The organism is Immundisolibacter sp. (genome assembly GCF_041601295.1).
Lineage (GTDB): Bacteria > Pseudomonadota > Gammaproteobacteria > Immundisolibacterales > Immundisolibacteraceae > Immundisolibacter.
The window spans coordinates 1-25,679 of record NZ_JBFIII010000038.1 but is presented as its reverse complement, the minus strand read 5'-3'; the positions used below and the strand labels follow the sequence as shown (position 1 = coordinate 25,679).

Below are 25,679 nucleotides of genomic sequence, written 5' to 3'. Positions count from 1 at the left end.
AGCCGCAACATCAGTGGGCCGTTGGCCATCGCGGAGTTCGCGGGGCACAGCGCGCGCACTGGCATCGCGCAGTTTTTGTCGTTTCTTGGCCTGGTCAGTTTGTCGCTGGGCTTGCTCAACCTGCTGCCGGTGCCGGTTCTGGACGGTGGGCACTTGCTGTACTATTTCGCCGAATGGGTGCGTGGTCGGCCACTATCGGAGCGTCTTCGCACTGTTGGCCAGCAGATGGGTTTGGTTGCCCTTCTGGCGCTTACGGTGCTGGCCTTCTACAACGACATCACGCGACTGCTGTTTCGATCCTGACTTGACTGCGGGCCGCGGCCCGCCCGGTGGCGCCTTGTATTTGCATTCCCCGCACCAGATGATCGGTCGCCTGCTCACCGCGCTGGTGCTCCTGGTCTTGTTCTTGCACGCCCCGGCGCGTGCCGCCGACGATGATGCCTTTCTGGTGCGGGACATCCGTCTGAACGGCCTGCAGCGCATCTCTCCGGGCGCAGTGCTGATCGCGCTGCCGGTGCGAGTGGGCGACCGCTTTGAGCCGAAGCGATCCAGCGTGATCATCCGGGCGCTGTTTCAGACCGAGTTTTTCAGTGACGTCAAACTCGACCGCGACGGCGACGTTCTGGTTATCAACGTGGTGGAACGCCCGTCGATTGCCGAGTTGAACATCACCGGTAACAAGGACATCAAGACCGAGGACCTGCAAAAGGGTCTGCGCGAGGTGGGCCTGGCCACCGGCCGGGTATTCGTGCCGTCGGCACTCGACCAGTTGCAGCAGGAACTGCAACGCCAGTACTACGGTCACGGCAAGTACGGCGTCAAGGTTGACACCAAGGTTACCGACCTGCCGCGTAACCGGGTGCGGGTCGACATCACCATCGCCGAGGGCGATATCTCGCGCATCCGCCAGATCAACATCGTCGGCAACGAGGTGTTCGACGCGCAAACCCTGCGCGGGCTGTTCGAGCTGTCAACACCGAATCTTCTCAGCTTCGTCACCGGCAACGACAAGTACTCGCGCCAGAAGCTGGCCGGCGACCTGGAAAAGCTGCACGCCTACTACCTCGACCGTGGATATCTGGATTTTGATATCAAGTCGACGCAGGTGGCCATTACCCCCAACAAGCGCGAAATCTACATCACCATCAACGTAACCGAGGGTCAGCAATACACCGTTGATGAGGTAAAACTTTCCGGTAACCTGGTGGTCGACCCGCAGGAGCTTGTGAAGCTGGTCAAGCTGCGTCCTGGCGACACCTTCTCGCGCAAGGAAATGACCGAAACCAGCGACGCCATATCCGAGCGCCTGGGCGAAGCCGGCTACGCCTTCGCTAACGTCAATGCCGCGCCGGACGTGGACAAGGCCAAGGCCACGGCCAAGCTGACGTTCTTTGTCGACCCTGGAAAGCGCGCGTATGTCCGGCGCATCGACTTTTCAGGCAATGAGAAGACCGCCGACGAGGTAATGCGCCGTGAAATGCGGCAACTGGAGGCCACCACGTTTTCCTCCGCCGCGGTGGAGCGCTCACGGGTCCGTCTCGAACGGCTCGGGTTCTTCGAAGACGTGACCGTGGAAACCCCGGCCGTACCGGGCAGTCCGGATCAGGTGGACGTCAACTTCAAGGTCAAGGAGCGTCCTTCAGGCAGCATTTCGGCCGGCGTCGGCTTTGGTCAGGGCAGCGGTTTGCTGCTGAACGCGGCCGTGACCCAGAACAACTTCCTTGGCACCGGCGACAGCGTCAGCGTCAACTTCAGCAATAGCGATTACAGCCGTGTCTATAGCGTGTCCCATACCAACCCCTACGCGACTGTGGACGGTGTCAGTCGTACGGTCAGCGCTTTTCTGCGCTCGACCGATGCGGCCGACGCCAACCTGATCCAGTACGACACGGAGTCGATCGGCGGCTCCTGGGGTTACAACGTTCCCTTGTCCGAGTTCGATGCTTTTGGTTTTGGCCTGGCAGCCGAGCAGACCTCGATCGGCACCGGCTTCTTTACCTCGCCGGAGGTCCTCGACTTCATCAACGACAACGGCGACAGCTACAACATCTTCAAAGTGAACCTCAGCCTGGCACACGACACCCGCAATCGGGCAATTTTCCCCGACCGTGGCAGTTTGCGGCGGCTGTCGGGCGAGTTTGCCACCCCAATAGGCGACCTGCAGTTCTACAAGCTGTATTTCACCGAGCAGCACCACTTCCCCTTCAGCGACACGGTCAGTCTGATGCTCAGCGGCACCCTGGGTTATGGCGATGGCTACGGCGATACGACCACCCTGCCGTTTTTCGAGAATTATTTTGCCGGCGGCTTTCGCTCGCTGCGCGGCTTCAAGGACAACACGCTGGGCCCGCGGGATACCTTCGACGACCCATTTGGCGGCGATCGCCTGGTGCTCGGGCGCAGCGAGCTGTTCTTTCCGGTACCGTTCCTGGATAAACAGAACAAGAGCTTTCGCCTGTCCGCGTTTGCCGACGCCGGTAATGTATTTGGTGCAGGCGACCCGCTGAAAGCCGGGGACCTGCGTTATTCGACCGGCGTCGCCGCAGTCTGGATATCGCCGTTTGGCGCCATTTCGGTGGCGATTGCGCAGCCCTTCAACGATGGCCCGCGAGACGAAGTACAGCGCTTCCAGTTCAGTCTGGGCGCCGGGTTTTAATTTTTTTGTCTTATTTCGGAGAACCCTGGCGATGAGGAGAATGCGCGGATGGCTGCTGGGCCTGATAGGTGGTGTCTTGATGGCACCGACCCTGGCGGCCGATTTGAAAGTCGGGTACGTCAATGCGTCGGCCTTGTTGCAGGCCTCACCGCAAGCAGAGGTGGTGCAAAAGAAGCTGCGTGACGAATTCACGCCACGACGCCAGCAACTTGAGGCTCGCGCCAAGCGCCTGGAGCAGATGGAGCAGGACCTGTCCAAGAACGGCCTGATGCTCGCCGAGGACAAGCGCAAGGCCAAGGAGCGCGAGATCATCGACGGTCGACGCCAGCTGAAGCACGCCCAGGACGAGTTCCAGGACGACCTGCGCATCCGGCAATCGGAAGAAGTGGGCAAACTGCGCGAACAGCTGCTCGCCGCGGTCGAGAAGTTCGCCAAGGCAAGCAGCTACGACCTCATCCTGTACGAGGGCGTGATCTACGCCAGCGACGCGCTGAACGTTACTGAACAGGTACTGGCGCTGCTGAAGAGCTCCGCCAAGCCCTGAGCGGACCGGCACACGGCATGCGCCTGACCGATCTGGCGCGGCGGGTGGGCGCTGCCGTCGACGCCGATGCCGAGCTCGAATTGCACGGCGTAGCGACACTGGCCAGGGCGGGGATGACCGAACTGAGCTTTTTTGCCAACCGTCGTTACCGGGACCAGCTGGCGACGACGGCCGCCGGGGCGGTGGCATTGGCGCCCAGTGACCGTCACCTGTTCGCCGGCCCCAAGCTGATCGCCGACAACCCCTATCTGGCCTTTGCCCGCGCCGCAGCACTGCTGCATCCGCCCTCCCCAATGTCGCCGGGGGTGGATTCAAGCGCTCAGGTACATGCCAGCGCTCAGGTAGCGGCCGACGCCCGCGTGGAGGCGCTGGCGGTGATCGCGGCGGACGCGGTGATCGGCGCGGGCGCGGTGATCGGCGCGGGCTGTTATCTGGGCCAGGGCGTGGTGATCGGTGCCGGTACCCAGCTTGCGCCCCGGGTCACGCTACTGGCCGGCACCCGAGTGGGCGCTCGCTGCCTCATCCACCCGGGCGCCGTCCTGGGCGCCGACGGGTTTGGCCTGGCCAACGACGGCGGCGTATGGGTCAAGGTCCCGCAATTGGGCCGGGTCGTGATCGGGGATGACGTCGAAATCGGCGCCAATACCACGATCGATCGCGGCGCGCTGGACGATACGGTCCTGGGCAACGGCGTCAAACTCGACAACCAGGTGCAGGTGGCACACGGCGTGCGCATCGGCGATCACACGGCGATCGCAGCCTGTGTCGGTATCTCCGGCAGCACCGTCATTGGCCGACACTGCGTAATCGCCGGGGGGGTCGGTTTTGTCGGCCATCTCGAAATCTGCGACGGCGTGACGGTGACCGGCATGTCCATGGTGGCGCAGTCCATCACCCGCCCGGGCGTGTACTCGGGTATTCCGGCCGAGGAAGGCCGCCGTTGGCGGCGCAACATTGGCCGCTTTCATCAACTCGACGAGCTTGCGCGGCGTGTGACGCGCCTGCAGCGCTCGCCCAAGGATCAACCCGATGAGTGAAACGGACACCCTGAACGCCACCGAGATCATGCGTCTGCTGCCGCACCGCTATCCATTTCTGTTGCTGGACCGGGTGCTGGAATTGGTGCCCGGCGAGCGCCTGGTGGCAACCAAGAACGTCACCATCAACGAGCCGTTCTTTCCGGGCCATTTCCCGAATTACCCGGTCATGCCCGGCGTGTTGATCGTGGAGGCCATGGCACAGGCCAGCGCAGTGCTGGGCTTTCGCTCCACCGGCACCAGCGCCCAGGATGACAACGTGTACTTGTTCGTCGGTATCGACAAGGCGCGTTTTCGCCAGGCGGTACAACCGGGCGATCAGCTGCGCATCGAGGTGCAACTGAAACGCGCGGTGCGCGGCATCTGGATGTTCAGCTGCAACGCCAGCGTGGACGGAGTCGAAGTCGCTACGGCCGAAATCATGTGCACTTTGAAGGCTGTCCCGTGATCGATCCTACCGCCCGCGTGGCCCCCACGGCGCGCCTGGCTCCCGACGTCGAGGTGGGCCCCTACGCGGTGATCGGCCCGCAGGTGCAAATCGGCCCCGGTTGCGTCATCGGCCCGCACACGTTGATCACCGGTAACACGCGTATCGGTCGCAACAATCACATCTTTCAGTTCGGATCCATCGGCGAAATACCGCAGGACAAGAAATACCACCCCGGTGACGACAGCCGCCTGGAAATCGGCGACCGCAACACCATCCGGGAGTTCTGCACCATCAACACCGGCACCGCCGGCGGCGGCGGCGTTACCCGCATCGGCGACGATAACTGGCTGATGGCCTACGTTCACATCGCGCACGACTGCATCATCGGCAACCACACCATCTTCGCCAATTCGTCTTCCCTGGCCGGCCATGTGCTGGTCGAAGACCATGTCATCCTGGGCGGCTTTGCCCTGGTGCATCAGTTCTGCGCGCTCGGCGCGCACAGCTTTCTGGCAGTCAGCTCCGTGGTGCTCAAGGACGTGCCACCATTCGTCATGGCCGAGGGCAATTCGGCCCGACCACGGGGCATCAACGCCGAGGGCATGCGTCGGCGTGGCTTCTCCAATGCAGACCTGGCCGCCATTCGCGGCGCTTACAAGACCCTGTACCGCAGCGGCCTGCGCCTGCAGGACGCACTGGCGGTCCTGGACGGCGAAGCTGACTGCGAGCATCTGGCAAGCCTCGCCAGCTTTATCCGCCAATCCCGGCGCGGCATTATCCGGTGATGTTCAAACTCACGCTGAGTAAATCGGTCCTGGATTGCTCAGCGGCTGTCACCGGCAAGGCGTGGTTTGCCGGTCATTCGAACCAGCCGACACCCGGGTGAGCAAAAGCGTGTTGCGGGTAGGCCTGATTGCCGGTGAGCCGTCGGGAGACGCGCTTGGCGCGGCGCTGATCAATGCCCTGCGTCGGCGCGTGCCAGACCTCGAATGTGTCGGCGTGGCCGGCGCGGCCATGCGCGCCGCCGGTTGCGAGGCCTGGGCACAGGCCGAGCACTTGGCCGTGATGGGCCTCGCCGAGGTGCTGGTTCACTTGCCGCGCTTGCTGCGCATCCGCCGCCATCTCACCCGGCGGTTGCTGGCCGACCCACCGCAGGTGCTGGTCGGCATTGACGCCCCGGACTTCAACCTGCCGCTGGAACGTCGCCTGCGCAAAGCTGGCGTACCCACCGTGCATTACGTCAGCCCATCAGTGTGGGCCTGGCGCGAGCGGCGCATCGTGCGTATCGCTGGCTCCGTCGATCGCATGCTGACCTTGTTCCCGTTCGAGGCGGACGTTTATCAACGTCACGGCGTGCCGGTCACCGAAGTCGGCCATCCACTGCAGGCGCGCCTGAGACCCTTGGACCAGGTCACCACGCGAGCCGCGCTGGGTCTGCCGGTGAGCGGCCCGATCCTGGCGCTGCTGCCCGGCAGCCGCAGCAGCGAATACCGTCGCCTGGCGCCGCTGTTCGTGGCCACTGCCCAATGGCTGCGTGCGCAAGGCCTGGCCTGCCACTTGGTGCTGCCGCTGGTCGACGCAAGCGCTCGCACCAGGGTGGAAAGCGTCCTGCGCGAAACCGGCGTCGGCCTGTCCTGTACTCTGCTTGATGGCCGGGCCAGCGAGGCAATGGCAGCCGCGGACGTGGTGCTGCTGGCCTCAGGCACCGCCACCCTGGAAGCACTGCTGCTGGAACGCCCCATGGTAGTGGCCTACCGCCTGGCACCACTGACTTACGCCATCGCCCGGCACTTGGTACATACGCCGTACGTGGCGATCCCGAACCTGCTCGCCGGCCACGCTGTGGTTCCGGAGTTCATCCAGCACGCCGCCACGCCGCAGCGTCTGGGCGCGGCGGTGGCGGCCCTGCTGGACCCAACCGCCGCCGCCGCCATGCGCTCACAGCTCGCCGCGCTTCGTACGCCGCTGGCGGATGACCCGGCGGATCTTGCAGCCCAGGCCGTGCTTGAGGTCGCCGGATGGCGCTGAGCGAGCTTTTCGCGGGCGTCGACGAGGCTGGCCGTGGGCCCCTTGCCGGGCCAGTAATCGCCGCCGCGGTGATCCTGGACCCACATCTTCCGATCGCCGGGCTGGCCGATTCCAAAACCCTTTCGCCGGGCCGCCGCGCGGCGTTGGCGCAGCAGATCCAGACACGAGCCCTTGCAGTCGGCATCGGCCGCGCCGAGGTGGCCGAGATCGATCAGCTCAACATCCTGCACGCCAGCCTGCTGGCCATGCAACGGGCGGTTGATGCACTCGGCTTCCAACCGGCCCGCGTCCAGGTTGACGGCAACCGCTGCCCGCCGGGCATGCCGCGGGCCGAGGCAGTCATCGGCGGCGATGCCCGGGTGCCTGCCATAAGCGCCGCCTCCATCATCGCCAAGGTGACACGCGACGCCGAGCTGGTCGCCCTTGATGCCTTGTATCCGGGGTATGGCTTCGCGCGGCACAAGGGCTACCCCACCGCCGAGCACATCGCCGCTCTGCGGCGCCTCGGAGTCAGCGCCTGTCATCGCCGCAGTTTTGCCCCGGTACGCCGCCAGCTCGGCCAGGAATAAAAACCTAACTGATTGATTGGCTGTTACAACTTCTGGCGAATGGCGGCCCCACGCAGGCCGAGCCGCGGCGCCCCGGATTGGTCAGTCGCAGGCCCGCGCGGCTAGAATAGGCCGCTCGTTTTTCCCTGCAAAGTTGCCATGCCATCCGCGGGCTACGTCCATCTGAACCTGCACACCGAGTACTCACTCACCGATAGCGTGGTGCGGGTAGACGGGTTGGTGGATGCGGTGCGCGCCGCGGGCATGCCGGCGGTAGCGGTCACGGACGCCGGCAATCTGTTCGCGCTGATCAAGTTCTACCAAGCAGCACATGAGGCGGGCATCAAACCCATCGTCGGCGCTGCGGTAACCCTGTGGGACAAGAACGACGGCCCCGCCTGTAGCCTCCTGATTCTGCTGTGCCAGAACCATGACGGGTATCGGAATCTGAGTCGCCTGCTCAGCCGCAGTTATGTCGACGGCCAACGCGGGGGCCGACCCGGACTTTGCCGGGACTGGCTGCACGGTTGCACCGACGGCCTGATTGCACTATCCGCAGGACTCGCCGGTGACGTCGGTCAGGCCCTGTTGGCCGGGGCCAGCGACAGGGCCGCGGCGTTGGTGGCTGACTGGCAAACGCTGTTTCCGGACCGCTATTACATCGAGGTGACGCGCGCCGGGCGCAGCGGCGAGGAGGTCTACGTCGCCGCGGCCGTGGAGCTGGCCATTGCCACCGGCACGCCGGTAGTCGCCAGCAACGATGTGCGTTTTCTGGCTGCGTCGGACTTCGATGCGCACGAGGCCCGCGTGTGTATCGCCGAAGGCCGGGTACTGAACGATCCGCGCCGGCCGCGCCCGTACAGTGAGCAACAGTACCTGCGCACGCCGCAGGAGATGGCGGTGCTCTTCGCCGACCTGCCCGAAGCGCTTGAAAATACGCTGGCTATCGCCCAGCGCTGCAACCTGGAGCTCACGCTGGGCCAGCCGATGCTGCCGGCTTTCCCGACCCCTCCCGGGATAGATGCTGAGCAGTTCCTGGCTCGGCAGGCGACCGCCGGGCTGGAACGGATAGTCAGCCGCGCCGTAGCCGACGGCATGCCGCTGGCCGCCGAGCCGTACCACGAGCGCCTTGCGATAGAGCTGAACGTCATCAACGGCATGGGTTTTGCCGGTTACTTCCTGATCGTAGCGGATTTCATCGCCTGGGCACGGGCCAACGGCGTGCCGGTCGGGCCGGGCCGCGGTTCGGGCGCCGGATCGCTGGTGGCCTATGTGCTCGACATCACGCGCATAGACCCCATCGTCAACGACCTGCTGTTCGAGCGTTTTCTGAATCCGGAGCGAGAGTCGCTGCCGGACTTCGACGTCGACTTCTGCATGGACGGCCGCGACCGCGTGATTGATTACGTGGCGGCCCGCTACGGCCGCGAGCGGGTGTCACAGATCATCACCTACGGCTCAATGGCGGCCAAGGCGGTAGTCCGTGATGTCGGGCGCGTGCTCGGCCTGCCGTATGGTTTTGTTGATTCCATCGCCAAGCTGATCCCGTTCGAACTAGGCATCACCCTCGACAAGGCACTGGCGCAGGAAGCGGCGCTGCGCACGCGCTACAAGGGCGAGGATGACGTGCGCGCGCTGATCGACCTGGCCAAGTCGCTCGAAGGCCTGGCACGCAATGCCGGCAAACACGCCGGTGGCGTGGTCATCGCCCCCGGCCCGCTGACCGACTTCGTGCCGCTGTTCTGCGAGGCCGGCGGCGGCAGCCCGGTGACGCAGTTCGACAAGGACGACGTCGAGGCCATCGGCCTGGTGAAGTTCGACTTCCTGGGGCTGCGCACGCTGACCATCATCGACTGGGCGCTCAAGACCCTCGCCGAGCGCGACCCGGCGTTCGCTGACTTCGACATTGATCGGCTGGCCCTGAACGATCCGGAGGCGTACGCCCTGCTGCGCCGTTGCGAGACCACGGCCGTGTTCCAGCTCGAATCACGCGGCATGCGCGACCTGATCCGCCGCCTGCAGCCGGATTGCTTCGACGACGTGGTAGCGCTGGTAGCTCTGTACCGGCCCGGGCCCCTGCAATCCGGCATGGTGGAAGACTTCATCGACCGCAAGCACGGCCGCGCCAAACCGGATTACCTGGAGCCACGCCTGGAGCCGGTGCTGCGCCCCACCTATGGCGTCATCCTGTACCAGGAACAGGTAATGCAGATCGCGCAGGTGCTGGCCGGCTACAGCCTGGGTCGGGCCGATTTGCTGCGCCGCGCCATGGGCAAGAAGAAGCCCGAGGAAATGGCCAAGCAGCGGTCCGGCTTCATCGAGGGTTCCACGGGCAACGGGGTCAGCGCCCAACGAGCCGGCGAAATCTTCGACCTGATGGAGAAGTTCGCCGGCTACGGCTTCAACAAGTCCCACTCAGCGGCCTACGCGCTGCTGTCCTATCAGACGGCGTGGCTCAAGGCACACCACCCGGCAGCCTTCATGGCGGCGGTGTTGTCGGCCGACATGGACCACACCGACAAGGTGGTGACACTGATCGACGAGTGCCGGCGCATGGGCCTGACCCTGCTGTCGCCCGACATCAATCGCGGCCACTACCGGTTCACGGTCACCGACGCGGGCGCAGTTCTGTACGGCCTCGGTGCGGTCAAGGGCGTCGGCCAGGCGGCCATCGAAGCGATCCAGGAAGCGCGCAACCTGGGTGGGCCGTTTGCCGATCTGTTCGATTTTTGCAGCCGCCTGGACCCGCGGCGAGTCAACAAGCGCGCCGCCGAAGCCCTGATTCGCGCCGGTGCCTTCGACAATCTCCATGACCACCGCGCGGCGCTGCTGGCCACCCTGGCTCAGGCGTTCGCGCGAGCCGAGCAGGACAGTCGCGCCGCCGACGCGGGCCAGAACGATATGTTCAGTGCCGGTCAGGTCCCCGGACTGCCCGCCTCCCTGGCGCTCGCCGACTGCGCGCGGTGGAGCGTGGCCGAACGCCTGGCAGCGGAGCGCGAGACCTTGGGCCTGTGGCTATCCGGGCATCCGATCGCGGCCTACGAGCTGGAACTCGAACGCCTGACCGATTGCCGGCTGGCCGACGTGCAGCGCTTCGAGGGCCGCAACGCCCGCGTCGCCGGCCTGGTGGTGGCCAGCCGCAGCCTGAGCAAAGGCCGGCGCCTGACTTTCGTTACGCTTGACGACCGCTCGGCGCGCCTTGAAGCCACCCTGTTCGAGGACCAGCTGGAAGCCAGCGCCGAGCTGCTGGTCCGTGACCAGCTGCTGGTGGTGGAAGGACCGGTGTCCGTCGACGAGTTCAACGGCGGTTACCGCATTCGCGCCGAGAAGGTACTGTCGTTGCCCGCCGCCCGCGCCGGGCGCGGCGCGAGTCTGTGGTGTCAGCTGGACACGCAGGCTGCGCCGGCCGATCTGGCGTCTCGGCTGGCGGTTTTACTCGCGGCGTTTCGTGGCCCCTGCCCGGTTCTGCTCGACTGCCGGACCGCCAATGCGCGTGGCCTGGTGCGACCGGGCACGGCATTTCGGGTACGCGTTGAAGAGGACTTGCTTGAGCGCCTGCGCGCCCTGCCCGGGGTAGTCGGCGCCGAAATCCGCTACGATCCCCCCACGCAGCCACCCGCCCGCAGGGTGGTCGAACGCACGCCGGCGCTCGCCGACTGAACCGGATAACAGGTCATGGGATTCCAGTTTCTCGAATTCGAAAAGCCGATTGCCGAGCTTGAGGCCCGCATCGACCAACTGCGCCAGACCTCCGGCAGCGACACGGTCAGCCTGAAAGATGACATCAACCGCCTGCAACGCAAGCGCGACAGTCTTACAGACGCGATTTTCAGCAAACTGAGTCCGGTACAGATCGCCCAGCTTGCCCGCCACCCGGAGCGTCCCTACACGCTCGACTACGTGCAGCGCATCTTCAGCGATTTCGAGGAATTACACGGCGACCGCATGTTCGGGGACGACCAGGCGATTGTCGGCGGCCTGGCACGGCTTGCCGACCGACCGGTCCTGGTAATCGGTCACCAGAAGGGCCGCGAAGTACAAGACAAGGTGCGGCGCAACTTCGGCATGCCCAAGCCCGAGGGCTACCGCAAGGCGCAGCGTCTGATGCGCACCGCGGCGCGTTTTCGGCTGCCAATCATCACCTTCATCGATACCCCCGGCGCCTACCCGGGCGTCGACGCCGAGGAACGCGGCCAGAGCCAGGCCATCGCCGAGAGCCTGTACCTGATGGCCCGCCTGCCGGTGCCCATCATCTGCGTCGTGATCGGCGAAGGCGGTTCAGGTGGGGCTCTGGCCATTGGCGTGGGCGATCGCCTGCTGATGCTCAAGTACGCCACCTATGCCGTCATCTCGCCGGAAGGCTGCGCCGCCATCTTGTGGAAGGATTCCGGCAAGGCGGAAGTGGCCGCCGAAGCCATGGGCATCACCGCGCCGCGCCTGCATGAACTGGGCCTGGTCGATGAAATCATCCCCGAACCGCGTGGCGGCGCGCACCGCGACTTCGACACCGCCGCCACCAGTGTGCGTACCGCCTTGCTGCGACACCTGGAAGAGCTCTCCCCGCAATCAACCGTCGGTCAGCCCGCCACCGAGGCTGCCACCACGGACGCAGCCCTGCTGGCACGGCGCCTGGAGCGCGTGCGCGGCTTTGGCATCTACAAGGAAGGCTGAGCTAGCGCTCATCACCGAGGCGCTGCCCGCGCACGGCACGCCGGTGACGGTGCGCGTCGCTTTCAGTGGCGGGCGTGACTCCCACGTACTGTTGCACTGGCTTGCCGCGCAACGCGCGGCGCTGGCGCCGCACCGGCTGTGCGCCGTTCATGTCGATCACCGCCTGCATGCCGACAGTACACACTGGGCGCAGCACTGCGCCGCTGTGTGCGCGGACCTTGACCTGCCACTTGAGGTGTTGGAAGTCGATGCCAAAGGGGCCTCCGGCGAGAGCCCGGAGGCCGCTGCCCGGGCCGCCCGTTACCGGGCGCTGGCAATCAGCATGAGCGGCGGTGATCTAGTGCTGACCGCCCACCACCAGACAGACCAGGCGGAAACCCTTCTGTTGGCGCTACTGCGGGGCGCCGGACTCGCTGGCGCCGCCGCCATGCCGGCACGCCGGCCGTTCGGCGGCGGTTGCTTGCTACGCCCCTTGCTCGACTGGCCCTCCAGTCGCCTTGCCGAATATGCCCAGGCGCACGGCCTGAACTGGGTACCGGACCCCAGCAACGCCGACAACCGCTACGATCGCAATTTTCTGCGCCAGCGGGTGTTGCCGGTACTGGCCGAGCATTGGCCAGCGGCCAGTGTCGCGCTGGCCCGCCACGCCGCCCATGCGGCGGACGCGCAAACGCTTTTGGAAGAACTCGCCACGCGGGACGGCGCCACGGCGCAAAACCTGCCGCTCACCCAACTGGTGGCATTGTCCGCTCCGCGGCAGCGTAACCTGCTGCGCTGCTGGCTGCGCGCACACGGCGTACAGGCGCCGTCCACTGCCCGGCTTGAGGAACTGCGCCGGCAAGCACTCAGCGCCGGCACCGACCGCCAGCCGCGGGTGCTGTTCGGCACGCACGCGGTGCGCGTCTGGCGCGGCCGCCTGTATCTGACGTCCGAGCCGCTGCCCAGTGCGCCGCAGACCACCCTCAGTTGGTCCCCGGCCCAGGCGCTGGAACTGCCCGGACTGGGGCGGCTTTGGGCCCAGCCAGCCGTCGGCGAAGGCATCGCCGCCGCGCTGCTCGGTGAGCATCCGCTGCTCGAAGTGCGCTTTCGCGCCAACAGCTCGGTACCCGGCAGATCACTCCGAAAACGCCTGCAGACGCTTGCCGTGCCGCCGTGGCAACGCCAGACGCTGCCGTTGCTGTTCCATGGCAACCGCTTGCTGCAGATCGGCGGTGAAGCGCCACTGGCCGGATGGCGCGCAGGACCGAACCAGCCAGGTATCAGGATCCTTTGGCAGTCCGCCGCTGATCGGACGATGTGACGGACGGCGCAAGGCGCCACAGGCCCTCGCGCGCCACCCCAACCACCCGCCCTTCCGCCGCCAGCTTGATCAGATGCGCGTAAACCGACATCTGTGCCAGCCGGTGCAGGACTTCAGGGACTTGTGCGTAGAGTTCGGCCACCAGGTCCGGGATGGTGCGCCCATCCGAACCTGCGAGTGCCGACAATATCCCGGCTTCGCGCGCCAGGCGGTGATCAATCACCTGCTGCAAGGTGGCGTGCGCGCCGTGCATGAGCCGGCCATGGCCGGGCGCGATGCGTTCGACAGGCTCGTTCTGCAAGCGCCGCAGCGAGGCCAGATAAGCCGCCATGTCGCCGTCCGGCGGTGCTATCACCACGGTGGTGCCTTCCATCAGGTGATCGCCAGCAAACAGCAGGCCCTGCTTTTCCAGCAGGTAGCAGATGTGATCGGCGGCGTGACCAGGGGTGCGCAGCGCGCGCACCGGGCCCGCATCGGTCATCAGAACGTCGCCATCGGCCAGCACCTGATCGGGCGCAAAACCCGGCGTGCTGACCCCGGCCAGGGGAATGCCGCTGCCATAAACCGGCACGCCACAGTCGCGGGCCAGCTCCAGCGCACCCGACGCATGGTCGGGGTGGGCATGCGTGACCAGCACGGCAGTGACAGCCCCCCCGGCGGCGCGCTTTATAGCCTCCAGGTGCGCTGGATCATCGCTGGCGGTGTCGATGACCAGCACCTGCTGCGTGCCCACTAGATAGGTATTGGTGCCAGGCCCGGTCATGAAGCCCGGGTTAGGCGCGGTGATGCGCCGCACGCCGGGCCACACGTCGACCGCCGATGAAAACGGAAACTCCTGCCGCACCGCCGACGTATCGAACGGATTGCCCGCGGGCGTGGCGCCATTCATATGACCACTCCGCTCAGGTCGACCTCTTCCACCCCCTCGGGCAACGGCAAGCGCACGCGCCGCGGCTTGCCGTCGGGTCCAAAAATCAGCTGCGGCAGAATCGTCGGCACTGCCCCGATGTCCCGCACCGTAACCAACAGCTCCGCCAGGGATGACTGGTGAGCCAGGAACTCAAGCTGCTTGCGCGTCGCCGGCACCAGCTTGAAGGTACCGGCGGCATGCCGGACCAATGCATCCGCTGGACGCACCCAGCAGTGATCCACCGTCTCCTGGCCATCGTGGAGCGGTTCCTGCCCCGCAGGCGCCCGGCACAGGAAAAACCGCGTGTCATAGCGGCGCGGCATACCCTCGGGCGTAATCCAGTGGCTGTAGTAATGGACCTGGTCCAGTGGCAGGCGCAAGCCTTCGCGCTCGCAAATCGCCGTCAGTGTGGTCTGACCGGCGTTAAGCGCCGCCCGGTGTGCCGCGAAGCGCTGCTGCAACGCGTCGTCATGCAGGCTCAGCGTGCACCCGCTGGCATCCGCCGCCAGCAGCACGCCGGCCTCCTCGAAACACTCGCGAATCGCCGCCAGATAAAAGGCCAGACCACCGCCAGTAACGCCAAGTCGTGCATTCGCCTGCCCGGCGTCGAGGCCCATGCACAGACGCTCCGCGTCCAGACTCCCGTCGGCACGGTCGACCCCGCCCCCCGGGAACACGTAGGCACCCGCGTTGAAATCGCTTTTCACCGTGCGCAGCAGCATAAACACTTCGAAGCCCGCCGCGCCGTGAGCCGCCTCGCGCACCAGCACCACCGTGGCTGCGTCTCGTAGGGTCATGGCTTTTGCTCCACCTGACTGCGTTGCGCGGCGCGCCGGACCCGCCGCGCAACCATTCTATATCGCTCACCGGAACGCCCCGGAACCGGCGCCGGGGTCGCTTGGCGCGGGCGGGCAGCTTAAGATCGCTACATGGTTACAGGGACTTTTCGACGCCGCTGCGGGTGGCGGTGCATGCTCGGGCTGGCATTGCTGGCCCTGCTGGTGGCGGCTGTGCTCGCCGCGCCCGAGCGCATCCGGCGCTACGCGCAGCAGGCTCTGGCCGAAGCGGCTGGCGGCACCGCCGAGGTGACGGCAGTCGGTTTCGACCCGCTGCGTCTGGCGCTGCGCCTGGACGGCGTACGCGTTAATGACCCCAGCGGCGCCCTGGTGGCAGCCCTGGACAGCATTGAGGCCGACCTGGCGTTCGACTCTCTGTGGACGCGAAGTGTCCATCTGGATGCGCTGACCGTCAGTGGCCTGCGAGGACAGATCGGCCTGTTGAAGGATGGCCGCCTTACGCCACAGCTGCCGCCAGGGAACGCCGATGCCGGGCCGCCGCCACGCATCCGGATCGACGACCTGGTCCTGGCAGGCGGCGCGGTGGATGTGCGTGACGCCAGCGGTAGCCCTGCTGTCGGGCTCAGCATGACCGAGCTGTCGGTGTCCCTGACTGGCTTCGACACCCAGGCACAGTCACCCGCCGCGCTCCTGCTGACCGGAAAAGTGGGTTCTGGTGCGTTGCGTCTGGAAGGCGAGCTGACAGCGGCGCCGTTCGCGCTGTCCGGCAGCTTCGCGCTACAGGGCCTGGCGGCCAAGCCGGCACTGGCATACCTGGAACGCACGCTGCCGCTGAAGGCTCGTGGCGGTGACATCGACGCCAGTGGCGCCTTGCTGCTATCCGCGGCGGGCGCGGTACGGATCACCGACGGCCGAGTCAGCCTGCGTCAGACCAGGTTAGCCGACGCGCAGGACACGCCCGTGGCGCAGATTGCCGAGATCGCGGTGGAAGGCCTGGCCCTGGACCTGGCTGCGCGGCGTGTTTCGGTGGCGCGGATCAGCGGCCGTGATAACTGGCTTGCGTTGGCGCGCGGCGCCGACGGCCGTTTGAACCTCGATAGCCTGATCGGTGCCACGGACACCACCAAGACAGAATCCACCGGGTCGGCCTGGCAGGTAAACCTGGGCGCGTTGGCGCTGACCGGACAACGACTGACGGTCAGCGATGCAACGGTAAAACCGCCGCTAGAGCAGGAAATCACCGTTGAGCAGCTCGACATCGCGGCCCTGGGATCGACCGACAAGGTGCCGGTCTCGTTAACCGCCAGCCTGGCGGGCGGAGGCACTGTGGCGGTAACCGGCGAGGCGGTGTTGCCCGCTGGCCCGGCGCAGTTGGACATCACCGCCAAAGGCCTGCCACTGCCTCCATTCGCAGCATACCTGCCGGATGTTGGGCCGCTCGAACTACGCAGCGGAACCGCGGCGGCAACCGGCCGCCTGAGCGTCGGTGACCCCGACCCGGAGTTTCGCGGCCAGGTCACGCTGTCTCGGGTGGAACTGTGGGACACGGAACGCGACGAGGCACTTTTCGGCCTGCGCACACTCAGAATCGACCAACTGGTGGCCAGCACGCAGGGCGTCACGTCCAGCAAGATCTGGATCAACCGACCGACCCTGCGAACCATCATCACCGAGAACCGGCAGAGCAACCTGTCGCGGTTCGGCCCACGCAGCGTGGCACCGGTAGGCACCGCGCCGGTAGCCCAGGACGAACCGGAGCCCGCACCGGGGCCAAAGGCCGAGCCGACACCCATGCGCCTGAAAATCGACACCGTGCGCGTCAGCCGCGGCACGCTCAATTTTGAGGATCGCAGCCTGAGCCCCCATTTTGCGGTCAGCCTGCAGCAACTGCGCGGCGACATCGACGGCTTGTCCAGCGATACACGGGAAACGGCCCGTGTGTCCCTGACGGGTCGGGTAGACCAGTACGCGCCGGCATCGGTGACCGGGACCTTTAACCTGGCAACACCGCGCCAGGCGGCGTTCAAGCTGTCCTTCAGCGGCGTCGAGATGGCCACATTTGCGCCCTACGTGGGCAAGTTTGCCGGTTACCGGATCGAGCGCGGCACGCTCAATGTGGATCTGAACTACACGGTCGACGGCCCGCGCCTGACTGGCTCCAACAAGGTGCTTCTCGACCGGCTGGTCCTGGGCGAGCGGGTAGACAGCCCAGACGCGATCAGCCTGCCGCTGAGGCTGGCGCTGGCCGTGCTAAAGAACTCGGCCGGCATAATAGACGTCGACTTGCCGGTCAATGGCGACCTGTCGAACCCGCGGTTCGATTACGGCGCGCTGATCGGCACAGCGGTCAGACAAGTCATCGTCAAGGCGGCGACAGCTCCGTTTACGTTGCTGGCGCGGCTGGTCGGCGGCAAAGGCAAAGACTTGCAGACGGTCGGCTTCGCCCCTGGTAGCGCGGACCTGCCCTCGATACAGCGCGCCAAACTGCAAAAACTGGCGCAGGCGCTGATCGCTCGACCACAACTTACCCTGGAGATTCGGCCACGGGCCGACCAGGATGACAGCCGCGCCCTGGCCAGGGTGGCGTTGGGCGTAGCCATGGGTCAGGGGCCTGGTGGCGACGAGGCGGGCGATGCCGACGAGGACTCAACCGACCAGTTGAGCGCCCTGTACCAGGAGCGCTTCGGCAGCGAGCCACCGCTTGTACCCCCGCCCGAGGGCACCTCACCAAGCGCGCAAGAACAGCGCGCGGCGGCTGCACGCGCCGGCCGCGAGCGGCTGCTGGCGGCACTCGCACCGGACGCCAGGACCCTGCAGGCCCTGGCCCAGGCGCGCGGGGCAGCGATCCGGGCCGCGCTGGTGGACAATGGCGTGCCGGTGCAGCGCATGGCAATCACGCTGCCGGAGGAAAACGCCACGCTGCCGCTGACAGCACCTACCGAGTTCGCGCTCGGTAGTTCCTGACTCAGCGTCGGGTGGGCAGGCACGCGACCGCGATATCAAAAACAGCAACACCCTCATGATCCACAGGAGATACCCATGACCATCCTAGTAACCGGTGGCTGCGGCTTGGTCGGTTCGTTCGCGGTGCGCGAGGCAGTCGCGCGCGGCGTGCCGGTGGCAGCCTTCGACCTGGCCCTGAAAACCGAACTGCTCACGGACGTGCTGGACAAAGTCACGCTGATGCAGGGCAATGTCCTGCACGCGCCGGACCTGTATCGGGCGGTGCGCGAACTGAACGTGACGCGCATCCTGCACACTGCGAGCTTTCTCACGCCAGGCGCCTACGCGCGGCCCTACGCTAACGCCGAGCTGACCATCATGGGCACGCTGAACGTGCTTGAATGCGCGCGCGCCATGGGCCTGAAGCGTGTGTCGTATGTGTCCACCGGCAAGACCGGCTGGACCGGTGGCGCATTCGCCAAGGCCATGGGTACCGGCAAGCTCGACATCGCGGCCGACCCCTATGCCAGCGCCAAAGTCGGCGCCGAACTGCTGGCCAACGACTACCGCCAGCTGTACGACCTGGACGTACGCATCCTGCGCCTGGGTGGGCAGGTATACGGACCGGGCTATGCCTTTACCGGTGCCATCGGCCAGGGCCTGCAGCCGTTCATCGAAAAGCCGCTCAAGGGCGAGCCGGTGCGTTACGACCAGCCACTGCTGGCCTATTCGGCGCCGATCATCCCCATGCTTTACGGCGGCGACGCCGGCCGTGGTTGCATGGCCGCAACCCTGGCCGGCGAGTTGCAGCACGAGGTCTACGACATCAACGCACCTGTTGCCAGCACGCTGTATCAGGTGGTCGAAGCCATCAAGGCATTGATTCCAGGCGCCGACATTGAAGTACCGCAAGCACCAACCGAAGCCGGACCGTTCAAGGCCGGGCCGATCCCACCGGACCCGCGCGCACAGGCCGACTTCGGCTACCTGCCCGAATACGACCTGATGCGCGGGCTGCGCGAGTACATCGAGTTCGTCAAAACCGGTCGCTACCAGACCGTGGCCTGACGCCGGACCCCCCACGTGAGCCTGGGCACCATCCGCATCGAAGCGCTGCGCATCGACTGCATCATCGGCATCCTGGACAGCGAGCGGGTGATGGCGCAGCGCCTGCTGGTCGACGTGGAACTCGATGTGGACTTTGCCGCCGCGGCGGCCAGCGACGACGTCGCCGACACGGTCAACTACGCCGAGGTGGCCCAGAGCCTGACCACGCTGGCGGTGCAGGGGCAGTTTCGGCTGGTCGAGCGTTTCGTCAGCGACGCCTGCTCGCGCCTGCTCCAGAACCATCCGCGGATCCAGCGGGCACGGATCACCGCGCGTAAACCGGACATCCTGCCCAACACCCACAGTGTGGGCGTGAGCCTGGAGCTGCGCCGGTGACAGCCGACCTGGCAGGCCGGGTAGCCCTGGTGACTGGCGCGGCCAAACGCACTGGCCGCGGCCTGGCCCTCGCACTGGCGCGCGCCGGGGCCGATGTCGTGGTGCATTACGGCCGGTCACAGCCGGAGGCCGAAAGCGCGGTGGCCGAAATCACATCCCTCGGGCGCCGCGCCTGGGCCCTCTCGGCGGACCTCGCCACGCCTGGAGAAGCCGAACGGCTGATCGAGGCCGCCCTGCGCGCCGTCGGTCGGCTGGATCTTCTGGTCAACAACGTCGGCAACTATCCACTTGGGGAGCCACTGGACCAGACACCGGACGAATTCCGCGCCACGCTGGAAACCAATCTGACCGCACCGTACGCGCTGATCCGCGCCGCCGTGCCGGCGCTTGCGGCCTCCGGCATGGGACACGTCATCAACCTCGGTTATGCCGGCGTGGAACACCTGGTCGCCAACCCTCGCGCCATGGCGTACCAGATATCCAAGGCCGGCCTGCTGGTGCTCACGCGCAGCCTGGCCCAGGCACTGGGGCCACGGAACATCCGCGTCAACATGGTCTCGCCCGGTCACCTCGACAACTCGGTTGACCTGCCGGAAGCCATTGAAAGCCATGTGCCACTGGGCCGCCCGGCGCAAATCGATGACGTTGCCGGCGCGCTGCTGTTTCTGCTGTCGCCGGCCGGCGCCTACATCACGGGTGCCAATATCGAAGTGGCCGGCGGTTACCGGCTGAGTCTGGCCGACGCGTTGACCTGACAGGTCAACCCATGGCCTTGGGTTGGGGCCTGCTTAATCGGACCGAATACGACCCCCGCGCTGAGCCGCAGCGTCACGCATGTGGCGACCGCGCTTTCAGCCAGGCGGCCAGTGCATGGCACGACCCGCGAGCACATGCAGGTGGATATGGAATACCGTCTGCCCGGCCAGACGGTTGCAATTCATCACCGTGCGGTAGCCGTCGCTGGCATGGCCCTGGGCCTGTGCCACGGCAGCGGCCGCAAGGTACATACGCCCCACCAGTTCGGCGTGCTCCGGCTGCAAGTCGTTCAGTGTCGCAATGTGCTCGCGCGGAATCACCAGGGCATGAAACGGCGCCTGGGGATTGATGTCACGGATTACCAGCAGGTGTTCGTCAGCATGCAGCAGGTCCGGCTTGATGTCGCCGGACACCATCTTGCAGAACAGGCAGTCGCTCATCGGCGTGCTCCGGGGAAGTCGAGCTCAGGCGCTGGCCGCGCGGGGCAAGGGCTCGCGCCCAGCGGCGCGGTCCTGCGACAAGCCTTCCTGCATCAGGCGCATCCATTCCCGGTACTGGCCGTGGTACAGCGTTTCGTCGGTGGCGTTCGGCCCGCTGCTGTTGGGGTTGATGCCCAGTTCCTTGGCAAACTTGTCCGGGCCATGCGTCATGTGCGTCATGCCGCGGTCGTAACCCTGCTGCCACTCCACCAAGCGGGCGGCGTAACCCGCCTGACAGGCCTCGAACACCGCCAGATCGTCCGGCGTGGCCATACCGGTCGCGTTGAAGAAGTCCTCGTACTGACGGATCCGCCGCTCGCGCATGGAGGCCGACTCGCCCTTGGCGGCGATGCAGTAAATCTTGACCTCGGTGAGGTCGGCCGAGATCGGCCGAAACACGCGAATCTGCGACGAGGCCTGCTCCATGAGCTGCACATTCGGGTAGATCAGCACATTACGCTGGCGCTTGAGCATCCACTCGGCAGTTGCGCCGCCGACGCGCTGCTCGACTTCGTCCTTCTGCTGCCACAGCGGGCGGTTCTGCGGCATCGGGAAGTCGATCCAGATCAGCGCGTGACCGCGCTGCAGGTCGTAACAACCGCTGTCGAAGCCTTTCATCATGGAGTCGTCATAGGCAACCTTGACCTTGTCCTCCTTGCCGGCGGCCGCGGCTTTCATGCGGCGGGTGATAACGCCGACGTAATTGGCGTGGATGGTGGTGAAGTGATAGCCGTCGATGCCGTTTTCGGCCTGCATCTTCCAGTTACCGCGGTAGCGGTAGGTGGAGGATCCCTTGATGACCTCGGCGCCCTGCGCCGACATGGCGTCCAGCATGTCCACGAACGGCTTGGCGTCGGCCAGGTGTTCCTGCAGCGGCGGCACCTCGGCACTCAAGCTGCCGAACACGAAACCCTTGTAGCTTTCCAGGCGCGCGATGTGACGCAGGTTGTGGTCCTGCTGCTCGAACGCCGGCGGATAAGCGCCGCTGTCGTGATCTTTGATCTGCATATTCTGACCGGCCGAGTCGTACACCCAGCCGTGATAGGGGCAGGTCAGAAACTTGCTGTTGCTCTTGGCGGTGCGGCACAGCGTGGCGCCGCGATGGGCGCAGGCATTGACGAAGCAATGCAGCTTGCCGTCGCCATCCCGGCTGACCACCACCGGCTGGCGGCCGATGTGGGTGGCGAAATGATCGTGCGGATCGGCCACCTGGCTTTCGTGACACAGGTAAATCCAGGTGCGCTCGAAGATGTACTTCATCTCCATCTCGAACAGCTCGTCGTCCGTGAACAGCCGCCGATTCACCTCGAACAGCCCATCCTGCGGGCGATCGATCAATAATTTGTCCAGCTCATTGGGGGTCATGGGGTCTGCCTCCATTACAGATTCGCGCGGTAACGCGCCATCAGGTATCCGACTTTTGGCCGCTGATTGTGCCACGGGGCCGGGCCGCAAACCCTGGTCCGCCGGCCAGCGCCGCGCGCGCACGGTAGAATCGGCGCCCTTTCGCGCCAGGTGCCGCCATGACGCTGCTGTGGATAGTGCTTTTCACCCTGGTCGGCGGCACGGCCAGTGCCAGCGCCGCCGGCGCGCTGCTGTTACTGCCCGACCGCCTGCGCGAGCGCCTGCTGCCGTCTTTGGTCAGCTATGCGGTTGGCGCGATGTTGGCGGCGGCCTTCCTTGGGCTGCTACCGGAGGCTTTCGAGCATCCGGGCGCCACGCCGTCGGGCATTACCGGCATGCTGCTGTTCGGAATTCTGCTGTTCTTTGTGCTGGAGAAATTCGTCCTGTGGCGGCATTGCCACACCGACACCTGCCAGGCTCACGGCACGCCTGATCAGGCTTCAACTGCCCGCCCGTGGCGTGCTGCCGGCTCGCTGGTGCTGATCGGCGACAGCGTGCATAACCTGATCGATGGCGTGCTGATCGCGGCTGCCTTCCTCACCGACACGCGTCTGGGCGTACTGACCGGCCTGGCCATCGTAGCCCATGAAATTCCGCAGGAAATCGGCGACGTGGCCGTGCTTACCCACAGCGGCTACTCGCGCGCCAAGGCAATGACCTACAACCTGCTGACCAACATACCGACCCTGGTCGGAGGCGTGGTGGGTTACTTCACCCTTGGCCCACTACAGGGCGCACTGCCGTACGTACTGACCTTGGCGGCGGCCAGCTTCATCTACATTGCCGTTGCCGACCTGATACCGGATTTGCACCGCCGCCCGGAACCGGCGGCTACCGCGGCCCAGGTGCTGCTCATCGGCGCCGGCATCGGCACCATCATGCTGAGCCATCTGGCGCTGGAACAGTGGCTGCATTGACGCATCGCCGACACTGGCGGCGTCAGCCTCGGGCACCGTTTCCGCTCAGGTCGGCTCGATATCTCGAAGGTGCCGGCCCACGGCCAGCCAGGCGCCGGCCAGGCCCAGGCCACCACCCAGCAACAACAGACCGAGGCTGCCGCTAAGGCCCGCCGTGACCAGCGTAAGGCTGGACCCATACACGCCGGCCAGCGTACGCACCGGTGCGGCCAGACCGATATTCACCGCCACCAGCAACAGTGCGGCGACCAAGCCGCCGGCGACGCCCTGGAGCAAGCCCCAGTACAGAAACGGCCGCCGAATGAAGGCATCGGTGCCGCCGATCAGCTTGGTGACCTCTATCTCCTGACGGCGGTTGAAGATAGCCAGGCGAATGGTATTGCCGGTGACCAATACCACGCCCGCGCCCAGCAGCCCCGCGAACACCCACACGGCGCGGCGACCGACCTCCAGCAGGGCATTCAGTCGCCGCACCCAGTCCAGGTCGGCTTGCACCTCTTCCACCTCGGACAACGCCCGCAGCCGAGTCGCCAACTGCTCCAGAAGCGCTTCGTCCGCCGGACCCTTGGGCGCGAGCACCAGCGCCGCCGGCAGCGGATTCTCGCCCACCAGCGCCAGCGCGTCAGCCAGGCCTGAATTGCGCTCGAACTCGGCCAGCGCCTGCGTGCGGTCGATCAGGGTAACGCTGGCCTGCGCGGCCAGTTCCCGCCCCAGCCGCGCCGCCAGGTCCGTCGCCCGCGCGTCGGGTAGATCCAGCTTGAGGTAGGCGGTCAGGCGCGGCTCGCCATCCCAGCCATCGGCGGCCTGGCGCAGGGTGGCCAGACTCAGCAGCAGACTGGCCGGCAGCGCCAGGCTGACGCCGATCACCAGCGCCGTGAGCAGGGCACCCAGGCGCTGGCGGTACAACTGGCCAACGCTCTCGACGAGCACCTGCAAGTGGCGTTCGAAGTAGCGCTTCACGGCCTACTCGTCGCTCACCAGAGTGCCGCTGTGCAGGGTCAGGGTGCGGGCGTCCATCTCGCGGATCAGCGCGTGGTCATGGCTGGCGATCAGCACCGCCACGCCAACCTGGTTGAAATCCCGAAACAGGCGCATCACCTCGCGCGACAACTCCGGATCGAGGTTGCCGGTTGGTTCGTCCGCCAGCAGCAGGGGCGGGCGGGCGACCAGCGCCCGGGCAATGCCAACCCGCTGCTGCTCGCCGCCGGACAGCGCAAGTGGCGTGCTGCGTTCCTTGCCAAGCAGACCAACCTTGTCCAGCGCCGCGCGCACCCGGCGGCCAATTTCGTTCTGGCCGTAACCGGCCACCACCAGCGGCAGGGCGACGTTGTCGGCCACGCTGCGGTCGGCCAGCAGCTTGTGGTCCTGAAAGATGATGCCGATGCCACGCCGGTAATAGGGCAGGCGACGGCGCGTCAGGCGGGCCAGGTTCTGGCCGTTGACAACGGCCTGCCCGCGGCTGGGCTTTTCGATGCCGGCGATGAGTTTCAGCAGCGTGCTCTTGCCGGCGCCGGAGTGGCCGGTCACGAAGGCAAGCTCGCCCGCCTCCAGCGTGAAGCTGATGTCTTTGAGGGCGTCGCCACCGGCGGCGTAACGCTTGCTGACGTGCTCGAACAGGATCATGTGGCCGCCCGTTCGTCGCGGCCCAGCAGGGCATCCACGAACTCCTGGGCGACAAACGGGCGCAGGTCGTCGGCACCCTCACCCACACCCAGGTAACGGATCGGCAGCCCAAGCTGGCTGGCACTGGCCAGCACCACGCCGCCCTTGGCCGTGCCATCAAGTTTGCTCAGCACCAGGCCGGTGACGCCGATTGCGTCATGGAACTGGCGTGCCTGCACCAGCGCGTTCTGACCGTTGCCGGCGTCCAGCACCAGCAAGGTCTCGTGGGGCGCGGCCGGATCGAACTTGGCCATCACGCGGCGGATCTTGCGCAGCTCATCCATCAGCCCGGCCTGCGTGTGCAGGCGGCCTGAGGTGTCGGCGATCACCACGTCGGCGCCACGGGAGCGCCCGGCCAGCAGCGCGTCGAAAATCACCGCCGCCGGGTCGGCGCCCTGCTGCTGGGCAATGACCGGCACGCCGAGCCGATCGCCCCACACTTTGAGTTGTTCCACCGCCGCGGCGCGAAAGGTGTCGCCAGCAGCCAGTACCACCTGCCGGCCTTCGTCGGTCAGCCGCTTGGCCAGTTTGCCGATGGTCGTGGTCTTACCGGCGCCGTTGACACCAGCCATCAGGATCACGTGCGGCCGCGCCGTATACGTTGGCGTTGGCCGTTCACACGGGGCCAGCAGCTCGACCATGCGCCTGTTCAATGCGGCCAGCACGGCTGCGCCGTCGGTCAGCTCCCGGCGCGCCAGACGGGCGTTCAGGTCATCGACCAGGTCGCTGGTGGCCTCGACTCCGGCGTCGGCACTCAGCAGCAGGGTTTCGATCTCCTCGACCGTGAGGACGTCGATACCGCGCCGACCCAGCAATACATCGCCGATGCCGCCACCGAGCCGCTCGCGGGTACGCGCCAGACCCTGGCGCAAGCGGGAAAGCAGGCCCGGGCGTGAAATTTCGGTCATTGGTGGAAGATCAGAACCAAACAAGCGGCACAGTGTCATAAGGCCGCATCGGCCTATGCCAGTTATGCTAACACCCACGCGGTAGCCGGCCGCCGTGCCCCCTCGCGAAAAGGAGCCTTCCCTGGTGAAACGGATTCTTTGTGCGCTACTGCTGCTGGCGGGCGCGCCGCTGCATGCGGCGACGCTTGAACAGACTCTCAGCAACGGCCTGAAGGTCATCGTGCGCGAGGACCATCGCGCTCCCGT

At 66.1% G+C, this 25,679-nt stretch carries 23 protein-coding genes; 16 read left to right on the top strand and 7 right to left on the bottom strand.

The window, feature by feature from the left end; translation table 11 throughout:
• From ABZF37_RS06870 to tilS, 11 genes are all read left to right on the top strand, one after another.
• A partial coding sequence (locus tag ABZF37_RS06870; protein ID WP_372718184.1) for a site-2 protease family protein occupies positions 1–303 on the top strand: 303 nt, incomplete at its 5' end.
• Between the two features lie 58 nt (positions 304–361).
• Positions 362–2,656: an outer membrane protein assembly factor BamA gene (bamA, locus tag ABZF37_RS06865; protein ID WP_372718186.1), complete on the top strand. Its 2,295-nt coding sequence runs from the start codon at positions 362–364 to the stop codon at positions 2,654–2,656.
• Positions 2,657–2,696: 40 nt separating this feature from the next.
• The gene (locus ABZF37_RS06860) at positions 2,697–3,200 is read left to right on the top strand and encodes an OmpH family outer membrane protein (protein WP_372718182.1); all 504 of its coding nucleotides are present in this window, start codon (positions 2,697–2,699) and stop codon (positions 3,198–3,200) included.
• A 17-nt stretch (positions 3,201–3,217) separates the two neighbouring features.
• Complete coding sequence (lpxD, locus tag ABZF37_RS06855; protein WP_372718180.1) at positions 3,218–4,237, top strand: UDP-3-O-(3-hydroxymyristoyl)glucosamine N-acyltransferase; 1,020 nt, start codon at positions 3,218–3,220, stop codon at positions 4,235–4,237.
• Positions 4,230–4,685, top strand: coding sequence for a 3-hydroxyacyl-ACP dehydratase FabZ (gene fabZ / locus ABZF37_RS06850; RefSeq protein ID WP_372718178.1), 456 nt, complete (start codon positions 4,230–4,232; stop codon positions 4,683–4,685). Before lpxD ends, fabZ begins: the two co-directional genes overlap by 8 nt.
• Entirely contained in the window at positions 4,682–5,452 is a 771-nt protein-coding gene (gene lpxA, locus ABZF37_RS06845; protein ID WP_372718176.1) for an acyl-ACP--UDP-N-acetylglucosamine O-acyltransferase, read from the top strand. The genes fabZ and lpxA overlap by 4 nt, the downstream gene beginning before the upstream one ends.
• 97 nt (positions 5,453–5,549) lie before the next feature.
• Positions 5,550–6,695 carry a lipid-A-disaccharide synthase gene (lpxB, locus tag ABZF37_RS06840; RefSeq protein WP_372718174.1) on the top strand — a complete coding sequence of 382 codons (1,146 nt, stop codon included), beginning with the start codon at positions 5,550–5,552 and terminating at the stop codon, positions 6,693–6,695.
• Entirely contained in the window at positions 6,686–7,264 is a 579-nt protein-coding gene (rnhB, locus tag ABZF37_RS06835; RefSeq protein WP_372718172.1) for a ribonuclease HII, read from the top strand. Before lpxB ends, rnhB begins: the two co-directional genes overlap by 10 nt.
• Before the next feature lie 138 nt (positions 7,265–7,402).
• Positions 7,403–10,903 carry a DNA polymerase III subunit alpha gene (gene dnaE / locus ABZF37_RS06830; protein ID WP_372718170.1) on the top strand — a complete coding sequence of 1,167 codons (3,501 nt, stop codon included), beginning with the start codon at positions 7,403–7,405 and terminating at the stop codon, positions 10,901–10,903.
• A 15-nt stretch (positions 10,904–10,918) separates the two neighbouring features.
• The gene (locus ABZF37_RS06825; protein WP_372718168.1) at positions 10,919–11,914 is read left to right on the top strand and encodes an acetyl-CoA carboxylase carboxyltransferase subunit alpha; all 996 of its coding nucleotides are present in this window, start codon (positions 10,919–10,921) and stop codon (positions 11,912–11,914) included.
• Positions 11,892–13,214 carry a tRNA lysidine(34) synthetase TilS gene (tilS, locus tag ABZF37_RS06820; protein WP_372718166.1) on the top strand — a complete coding sequence of 441 codons (1,323 nt, stop codon included), beginning with the start codon at positions 11,892–11,894 and terminating at the stop codon, positions 13,212–13,214. Before ABZF37_RS06825 ends, tilS begins: the two co-directional genes overlap by 23 nt.
• On the opposite strand, the gene ABZF37_RS06815 is transcribed toward tilS, so the two are convergent.
• Both ABZF37_RS06815 and ABZF37_RS06810 read right to left on the bottom strand, forming a co-directional pair.
• Positions 13,174–14,103, bottom strand: a complete 930-nt coding sequence (locus ABZF37_RS06815) for an MBL fold metallo-hydrolase (protein ID WP_372718164.1) — start codon at positions 14,101–14,103, stop codon at positions 13,174–13,176. The two genes, tilS and ABZF37_RS06815, sit on opposite strands and share 41 nt — an antisense overlap.
• Positions 14,100–14,921: a hypothetical protein gene (locus tag ABZF37_RS06810; RefSeq protein ID WP_372718162.1), complete on the bottom strand. Its 822-nt coding sequence runs from the start codon at positions 14,919–14,921 to the stop codon at positions 14,100–14,102. The genes ABZF37_RS06815 and ABZF37_RS06810 overlap by 4 nt, the downstream gene beginning before the upstream one ends.
• A 174-nt stretch (positions 14,922–15,095) precedes the next feature.
• Here ABZF37_RS06810 and ABZF37_RS06805 point away from each other — a divergent pair, with 174 nt between their 5' ends.
• From ABZF37_RS06805 to ABZF37_RS06790, 4 genes are all read left to right on the top strand, one after another.
• Positions 15,096–17,885, top strand: a complete 2,790-nt coding sequence (locus tag ABZF37_RS06805; protein ID WP_372718160.1) for a DUF748 domain-containing protein — start codon at positions 15,096–15,098, stop codon at positions 17,883–17,885.
• Between the two features lie 75 nt (positions 17,886–17,960).
• Positions 17,961–18,932 (top strand): NAD-dependent epimerase/dehydratase family protein, encoded by a 972-nt coding sequence (locus tag ABZF37_RS06800; RefSeq protein WP_372718158.1) that lies wholly within the window; start codon positions 17,961–17,963, stop codon positions 18,930–18,932.
• 15 nt (positions 18,933–18,947) lie between these two features.
• Positions 18,948–19,307, top strand: coding sequence for a dihydroneopterin aldolase (gene folB, locus ABZF37_RS06795; protein WP_372718156.1), 360 nt, complete (start codon positions 18,948–18,950; stop codon positions 19,305–19,307).
• Positions 19,304–20,062, top strand: coding sequence for an SDR family oxidoreductase (locus ABZF37_RS06790; RefSeq protein WP_372718154.1), 759 nt, complete (start codon positions 19,304–19,306; stop codon positions 20,060–20,062). The genes folB and ABZF37_RS06790 overlap by 4 nt, the downstream gene beginning before the upstream one ends.
• 96 nt (positions 20,063–20,158) lie before the next feature.
• On the opposite strand, the gene ABZF37_RS06785 is transcribed toward ABZF37_RS06790, so the two are convergent.
• Both ABZF37_RS06785 and ABZF37_RS06780 read right to left on the bottom strand, forming a co-directional pair.
• On the bottom strand, positions 20,159–20,503 hold the full coding sequence (locus ABZF37_RS06785) for a histidine triad nucleotide-binding protein (protein ID WP_372718152.1): 345 nt from the start codon (positions 20,501–20,503) through the stop codon (positions 20,159–20,161).
• A 24-nt stretch (positions 20,504–20,527) separates the two neighbouring features.
• Positions 20,528–21,907, bottom strand: coding sequence for a Rieske 2Fe-2S domain-containing protein (locus ABZF37_RS06780; RefSeq protein WP_372718150.1), 1,380 nt, complete (start codon positions 21,905–21,907; stop codon positions 20,528–20,530).
• Positions 21,908–22,065: 158 nt separating this feature from the next.
• On the opposite strand from ABZF37_RS06780, the gene ABZF37_RS06775 reads away from it, so the two are divergent.
• Entirely contained in the window at positions 22,066–22,863 is a 798-nt protein-coding gene (locus ABZF37_RS06775; RefSeq protein WP_372718147.1) for a ZIP family metal transporter, read from the top strand.
• Between the two features lie 45 nt (positions 22,864–22,908).
• Here ABZF37_RS06775 and ftsX read toward each other — a convergent pair whose 3' ends face one another.
• The 3 genes from ftsX to ftsY are packed head-to-tail and all read right to left on the bottom strand — an operon-like array spanning position 22,909 to position 25,433.
• Positions 22,909–23,823 carry a permease-like cell division protein FtsX gene (ftsX, locus tag ABZF37_RS06770; RefSeq protein ID WP_372718145.1) on the bottom strand — a complete coding sequence of 305 codons (915 nt, stop codon included), beginning with the start codon at positions 23,821–23,823 and terminating at the stop codon, positions 22,909–22,911.
• A gap of 3 nt (positions 23,824–23,826) precedes the next feature.
• On the bottom strand, positions 23,827–24,486 hold the full coding sequence (gene ftsE / locus ABZF37_RS06765; protein ID WP_372718143.1) for a cell division ATP-binding protein FtsE: 660 nt from the start codon (positions 24,484–24,486) through the stop codon (positions 23,827–23,829).
• Entirely contained in the window at positions 24,483–25,433 is a 951-nt protein-coding gene (gene ftsY / locus ABZF37_RS06760; RefSeq protein ID WP_372718141.1) for a signal recognition particle-docking protein FtsY, read from the bottom strand. Before ftsY ends, ftsE begins: the two co-directional genes overlap by 4 nt.
• Between the last annotated feature and the right edge of the window lie 246 nt (positions 25,434–25,679).